Source organism: Empedobacter sp. UBA7611 (assembly GCF_002484365.1).
Lineage (GTDB): Bacteria > Bacteroidota > Bacteroidia > Flavobacteriales > Weeksellaceae > Empedobacter > Empedobacter falsenii_B.
In genome coordinates, this window is sequence record NZ_DLJR01000055.1 from 39,260 (window position 1) to 46,214 (window position 6,955).

General features: G+C 30.7%; 7 protein-coding genes. 4 read left to right on the forward strand and 3 right to left on the reverse strand.

The annotated features are described in order from the left end of the window. The first annotated feature begins 74 nt into the window (after positions 1 to 74). Genes B3R94_RS09540 through B3R94_RS09550 form a run of 3 tightly spaced genes read left to right on the forward strand, consistent with a single transcriptional unit; the run spans position 75 to position 3,589 of the window. Positions 75 to 2,078 carry a thioredoxin domain-containing protein gene (locus tag B3R94_RS09540; RefSeq protein ID WP_291100360.1) on the forward strand — a complete coding sequence of 668 codons (2,004 nt, stop codon included), beginning with the start codon at positions 75 to 77 and terminating at the stop codon, positions 2,076 to 2,078. Positions 2,079 to 2,096: 18 nt separating this feature from the next. Further along, positions 2,097 to 2,651 (forward strand): DNA-3-methyladenine glycosylase I, encoded by a 555-nt coding sequence (locus B3R94_RS09545; RefSeq protein ID WP_291100363.1) that lies wholly within the window; start codon positions 2,097 to 2,099, stop codon positions 2,649 to 2,651. 50 nt (positions 2,652 to 2,701) lie between these two features. Beyond that, the gene (locus B3R94_RS09550; RefSeq protein ID WP_291100366.1) at positions 2,702 to 3,589 is read left to right on the forward strand and encodes a DMT family transporter; all 888 of its coding nucleotides are present in this window, start codon (positions 2,702 to 2,704) and stop codon (positions 3,587 to 3,589) included. A 60-nt stretch (positions 3,590 to 3,649) separates the two neighbouring features. Here B3R94_RS09550 and B3R94_RS09555 read toward each other — a convergent pair whose 3' ends face one another. From B3R94_RS09555 to B3R94_RS09565, 3 genes are read right to left on the reverse strand one after another with little or no spacing between them, the layout of a single operon-like run. Further along, positions 3,650 to 4,588: a hypothetical protein gene (locus B3R94_RS09555; RefSeq protein ID WP_291100369.1), complete on the reverse strand. Its 939-nt coding sequence runs from the start codon at positions 4,586 to 4,588 to the stop codon at positions 3,650 to 3,652. Next, a complete protein-coding gene (locus tag B3R94_RS09560) occupies positions 4,585 to 5,037 on the reverse strand; it encodes a GNAT family N-acetyltransferase (RefSeq protein WP_280051000.1) in 453 nt (150 codons plus the stop codon). Before B3R94_RS09560 ends, B3R94_RS09555 begins: the two co-directional genes overlap by 4 nt. 3 nt (positions 5,038 to 5,040) lie before the next feature. Further along, complete coding sequence (locus tag B3R94_RS09565; RefSeq protein WP_291100374.1) at positions 5,041 to 5,841, reverse strand: SDR family NAD(P)-dependent oxidoreductase; 801 nt, start codon at positions 5,839 to 5,841, stop codon at positions 5,041 to 5,043. Positions 5,842 to 5,962: 121 nt separating this feature from the next. Here B3R94_RS09565 and B3R94_RS09570 point away from each other — a divergent pair, with 121 nt between their 5' ends. Beyond that, entirely contained in the window at positions 5,963 to 6,856 is an 894-nt protein-coding gene (locus B3R94_RS09570) for a lysylphosphatidylglycerol synthase transmembrane domain-containing protein (RefSeq protein ID WP_286494700.1), read from the forward strand. The last annotated feature ends 99 nt before the right edge of the window (positions 6,857 to 6,955 follow it).

Sequence of the window (6,955 nt, forward strand, 5' to 3'; positions counted from 1 at the left end):
GTTTTAATTTTTATCGAAAATATAATTTTTCATCCACAAAAATTGTACGAACTTTAAATTTCTAAACAAGAATCATGAATTTTCAACAAAATAATCTAAAATCAGCGACAAGTCCGTATTTGAAACAACACCAAAACAATCCTGTTTGGTGGCAAAGTTGGAGTGACGAAGTTTTGAATCATGCAAAAAAAGTCAACAAACCTTTGCTTATTTCAATTGGATATTCTGCTTGTCACTGGTGTCATGTGATGGAACATCAGTCTTTTGAAGACGATGAAGTTGCAAAAGTGATGAATGAGAATTTTGTTTGTATTAAAATTGATCGTGAAGAACGTCCTGATTTAGACGCTTTGTATATGAATGTCTCACAATTAATTCATCAATCTGGCGGTTGGCCACTCAATGTTTTTGCTTTACCTGATGGTCGCCCTTTTTATGGCGGAACTTATTTCCCGAAAGTTCAATGGATTGAATTATTAGAAAATATCAACCATTTATATCATCACAATCAACCAAAAACAATGGAATATGTCAACTCTATTGCTGATGGCCTGAATAAAATGGAAACGATCGAATTAAAATCTGAAAAAACATTTTCGACTTCTAAAATTGATGAAACATTTGAATTTTGGCAACAACAATTTGATGATGAATGGGGAGGTTTTAATCGTGCACCAAAGTTTATGTTACCAAATGCCTGGGAAACCATTTTGCGATATGGTACACAAACAAAAAATGAAAATTGTTTGATTCAAACAAAAATAACATTGGATAGAATGGCTTTTGGTGGAATTTACGACCAACTAAAAGGTGGTTTTTCGCGCTATTCAGTTGATCCATATTGGAAAGTTCCTCATTTCGAAAAAATGCTTTACGATAATGGGCAATTACTTTCGCTTTATTCAAATGCATATAAAGTTTTTGGAGAAGAAGAATATAAAACAGTTGTAGAAGAAACAATTAATTGGTTGAAAGATGAAATGCTTTCGCCTGAAAGTGTTTTTTATGCTGCTATTGATGCTGATTCTGAAGGTGAAGAAGGAAAATATTATGTTTGGAAATCGGATGAATTGAAAACAATTTTGAAAAATGATTTTGACTTATTTCAGCAATATTACAATGTTAATGAATTTGGAGAATGGGAACATGGTAATAATATTTTAATGCGATTGACAGATGACGAAGATTTTGCTACGAAGCAGAACATTAAAACAACAGAACTTCAAACCAAAATTTCTCAATGGAAAAAAATTCTTAATCCAATTCGTGAACAGCGCATAAAACCTCATCGCGACGAAAAAGTTTTAACTTCTTGGAATGCTTTAACCATAAAAAGTTTGTGTGATGCATTTATCACTTTTGAAAATGATGAATATCTTGATTTAGCAAAAAATGCAACCAATTTTATTTTAGAAAATCAATGGAATGGTGAAATTTTGTTCAGAAATTATAAAGACAACCAAACTACAATTCCCGGATTTTTGGATGATTATGCCTTAATGATTGAAGCGTTAATTAAGCTTTATGAAGTCACTTCGGAGATGCATTATTTAGAAACTACTCAAACCTTAACAGAAGAAGTTTTTAATCAATTTTATAATCACAATAATAAAATGTTTGCGTATAAATCACATTACGACACGCCTTTGGTTAATGAAACATTTGAAATTTATGACAATGTTATTTCATCTTCAAATTCGGTCATGGCAAATAATTTGTTCAAATTAGGGAAGATTCTCAATCAAGAAAAATACATTGAACAAGCAAAACAAATGTTAACCAATATCGAAGAAAAAATTCACGATTATCCAACTGGTTTTGCAAATTGGATTCAGTTGTATCTAAATTTCGCTTATCCATTCAAAGAAATTGTAATCATTGGCGAAAATGCATTAAAATTCTCGAAACAAATTCAACAATGTTATGTCCCAAATGCAATTTTTGTTGCTTCAAAAACCGAGAATTTAGAAATCACTCAAAACCGATTCATCAAAAATAAAACTTCCATTCATATTTGCGAAAATTATACGTGTCAATTACCCGTTTATTCGGTTGAAGAGGCTTATAAAAATATTTAGAATTTACAATAAAAAACCATGAAAAAAACACGTTGCGCTTGGGTAAACAAAGACCAAGATTATATCGATTATCACGATAACGAATGGGGAAAACCTGTAAAAGATGATAAAATTTTATTCGAATTTTTGATTCTCGAATCTTTTCAAGCAGGATTAAGTTGGTTCACAATTCTGAAAAAGAGAGAAAATTTTAGAAAAGCTTTTGCTGATTTTAATGTAGAGAAAGTAGCCAAATTTGATGAAGCTAAAATTGATGAATTAGTCCAAAATGAAGGTATTATTCGTCATCGAGGAAAAATTTCGGCAGCAATTAATAATGCAAAATTGTTTATAGAAATTCAAAAAGAATTTGGCTCCTTTTCCGATTTTATATGGAAATACGTTGATTACAAACCGATTATAAATAATTGGAATTCTATAAAAGAAGTTCCTGCAACAACCGAAATTTCAGATCAAATTGCAAAAGATTTAAAAAAACGTGGCTTCAAATTCTTTGGTTCAACCACTATTTATGCACATATGCAGGCGACTGGAATGGTAAATGACCATACAACAGATTGTTTTTGTAAATAACAGCTCAATAAAATCATCTGAAATGTGCATCTTTGCGCAAACTTAGAAAAATGAAAATCGAACTAAAACATTGGATCATCCTAGGCGTTTTAGCGCTAACTTGGGGAAGCTCGTTTATTCTCATCAAGCAAGGATTGGTCGCATACACGCCATATCAAGTTGGAGCATTACGACTAACAATTGCTGGAGGAATTTTGGCAATTTGGGGAATTCCAAGTCTATTTAAAATTCCGAAAAACAAATTAAAATACGTTGCATTGGCTGGTTTCTGCGGAAATTTCATTCCAATGTTTTTATTTCCAATGGCACAAACACACGTTTCGAGTTCAATGGCTGGCATTTTAGACTCTTTAGTTCCATTATTTATTTTACTTTTTGGCGCTTTATTTTTCAATATCAAAGGAACTAAAAATCAAGTTTTGGGAGCAATAATCGGATTTATTGGAGCTGTTTTATTAATTGGTGGCGATGGTTTTTCTGGCGAAAATAGCCTTTTACATTGCTTATTAATTGTATTAGCAACCGCGCTTTATGGAATGAATAGTTTAATCTTAACACGCTATTTAAACGACGTACCTTCATTTCAATTATCATCAGCTTTGTTTACAATTTGGTTATTACCTTCAGTACTAATTTTAATTATTTCAGGATTTTTTGATGTATTCGAAGGAACAGAACAACAATTAAAAAGTTTAAGCTTTGTTGCTATTTTAGGGCTCTTAGGAACAGCTTTAGCTATGATATTGTTTTACAGATTGATACAATCTACAGGTTCGATGTTTGCCTCAATGGTGACTTATTTAATGCCTGTAGTTTCTGTTTTTTGGGGATTTTTAGTTGGAGAAAAAATCTCATGGATCCATTTATTTGGATTCGGAATGATTTTATCAGGCGTTTATTTAACACAGAAAAAAGAAAAAGAAGTTGAAGTAATTTAGATTAAACATTACTTCAACAATAACTAAAAATCTCGTAAACCATTTGGTTTACGAGATTTTTTATTTTATATATTTTTTCAAATCTTTTGCTAATTCTTTTGTAAAAGCATCCGCACCTTCGTAATTCATGTGCGTTGTGTTGTAGAAATATTTTTGATCAAAACTAATCGAATCAGTCGAATAATCTAATAACGGAAGATGATGCTTTTGTAATGTTGTTTGATAACGATTAATCACTTCTTCTCGATTCAACATATAATCTTGACCTTTGTAAAATTCGGGTGCAATTGTAAAAATAAGCTGAATATTTTCTTGCTCACATTTTGCAATTAATTCTTCTAATAAAGTATAATCTGAGAAGTCAAAATCAGAGTTTTTCTTTTTCATTTTTTCCCAATCAACATTCCATTTTCGGTTATATGATTTGAAACCATCATCACGAAAAAGTCCGTCTTTATGCAATTTTTCTTTCTTAGCCCTTACAATTTGATCTTTCCAATACGTTTGATCTCTGTAACGATAAAGCGGTACAATAAAATCAACCAATTTCGTGTCTTTATATTCTTTTAATGCACCATAAAGTTTAAAATTCCATAACATAAATGGCGTATATTGATTTGGTTGAAAAACTTCATCAATGTGTGAAAACGAAAAAGTATCTAAATTCCAAACAACAACTTTCGGTTTTGGATTATGATTCAAATACAAATTGAAACGATACAATTGCATTTTGAATTTACTTCCGTTTAATCCAAAATTATGCGTTGTCAGTTTTAAATCTTGTTCTAAAATATTCGGATTAATTTGAATAAACGCTCTCGAAGAACCAAAAATAGCCAATTCAACATTCGTTTTTCCTTCTCTTATTTGATTCCATTCTTGCACTTCTCCGCTAAACAAAGCCATCTTTTTGAGTTGATTCGAATAATAAACATCAACCAAAACCAATGCAATGAAAGCTGAAAATAGCGTTATGAAAAAGTATTTTAGAAATTTCATTTTCTCAACATTTCGATATGCGGAATATCGTCTTCTAAATATTCTTCCGAAACTTGCTCGAAGCCAAACGAAGAATAAAATTCTTTCAAATAAGATTGAGCAGAAATTCGGATTGAAGACGTTTTAAATTGATTTTCAATTATTTGAACCGAATTTTTCATCAATTGTTTCCCTAATCCATAACGACGAAACTTTTGATTCGAAATTACACGACCAATTGAAGCTTCGTTTTCGTATGAAGTTCCTTTCGGAACAATTCGAGAATACGCTGCAACCTCATCGCCAATCGTTGCCCAAAGATGTCCACAAACCAAATCCTTATCATCGCAATCTTGGTAAATACAATTTTGTTCAATCACAAAAACTTCGTTACGCAATTGCACTATTTTATATAGCTCTTTCGATGTTAAATCGTCAAAAGATTTATAATGCCAAATAACCTTTTCCATCTATTAATCTAATTTTGAATATTTTGCAATAATATTTTCGAACATTTTTTGAGGTAAAATATTTTTCAAGATTACCGAAAATTTCTGCATCGATTTTCCAATATAATAATGTGGTTTCAAATTCTTCTGAGCCAAAATATTTTCAATAATCGGAATCAAATCTTCTGTTGGCGTACCATCTTGCACTTCGTGATCGATATCAGCAACCATTGCATCATATCTTTTTTGATAAAATTTTGACACAAAAGTTTTCACACGACCTTCTGCAATATTGGTTTTGATATCTCCAAAATTCAACGTAGCAATTTCTACTCCTGTGTGACGATTTTCCAAACGAGCCGATTCAACCAAACGATCAATCATCGCTTTCGAAGCTGAATAATAACCTCTAAACGGTAAACCATTGTTACTCGCAATCGACGAAACATTTAGGATATAACCGTTTTTTTGCGCACGCATTGTAGGCAAAACCTCTTGCATTGTATAAATTGGTCCGTATACATTAACGTCCAATAATTTCTCGATATCAGCTTTCGAAGCATCTTCCACAGCGCCTAACATTCCAATTCCGGCATTGTTAATCAACACATCAATTTGGTTATTTGTTTCCGAAAAAATCTGCTGAAAACTACGTTTTACATTTTCTTTATCCGAAACATCTGTCGCAATATGTTTAAATTTTTCTTGACCTTTAGCTGTTCTTGATAAACCATAAACTTGATGTCCTTTATCGTGAAAATAATTTGCCAAAGTCAATCCTACCCCCGAAGAAGAACCTGTAATTACAATAACTTTTGATTGCATGATTCGATTAATTTAAACGCAAAACTACGTAATATCAGACAAATATTGGTAGATAAATAATTTTTTGAATGGTTACTAGAAGATTCTCTAAATTTGTGCGTTAATTATCAAAAGATTTCAATTGAATCCAAAAACTAAAAAATATATTATAACAGGAATTAAATTAACGATTAGTATTGCGTTAATCTATTATATCTTCTTTGTTAAACTACATATTTTTGATATTTTCAGTCATTACAAAAATGCGAATTGGGCGTATATTTTTATTGCTGTTATCCTTTATGTACTTTCGCAAGCATTGTCTGTTTTTCGTTTAGACTATTATTTTCGGGACATCAATCTTGATTTATCATATAAATCAAATGCACGTTTGTATTTTTTAGGAATGTTTTACAATACCTTTGTTCCAGGTGGAATTGGTGGCGATGCATACAAAGTTTATGTGTTGAATAAAAACTATAAAATCAGTCTAAAAGAAATTTCGCAGGCGGTTTTTCTTGACAAAATTATTGGACTTTGCGCAATGTTGTTAATCATCATTTTTCTAATATTTTTCTCAAATTTGACAGATTACCCTTGGATACAATATGGTTCTTTAATCTTTTCATTGGTTGGTTTTGTAGCTGTTCCATTTATTTTAGGAATCATTTTCCCTATTCATAAAAGAACTTTTTACAACTCGATGATTTATTCGATTGTATTACAATTGATACAAGTTGGTATGTTGTATTTTGTTTTGGAAGGATTGAATATTCATCCAGACAATTTCAGTATATATTTATTGATCTTTTTAGTATCAGGAATTTTATCGATTATCTCATTTAGTGGATTTGGAATAAGAGAAGCAGTGTTTATGTATGCTGCACATCGATTCAATTTTGATGAAACTTTAGCTACAAGTGCTGCATTTATTTTCTCTATCATCACCATTTCGATCTCATTTATTGGGATTATTTACCTATTTAAAGGCGTTAAAATTGAAGAAAAAAAGAAAAAGACGAATATTTCTTTTTAAAATCTAAAAAATTATTTCTTTGAAATGAAAAGAGTTAAGTCCTAACATTAAATTTTATTTAATTTTTTTCATTTTAACTATTTGGATTATTCAAAAACA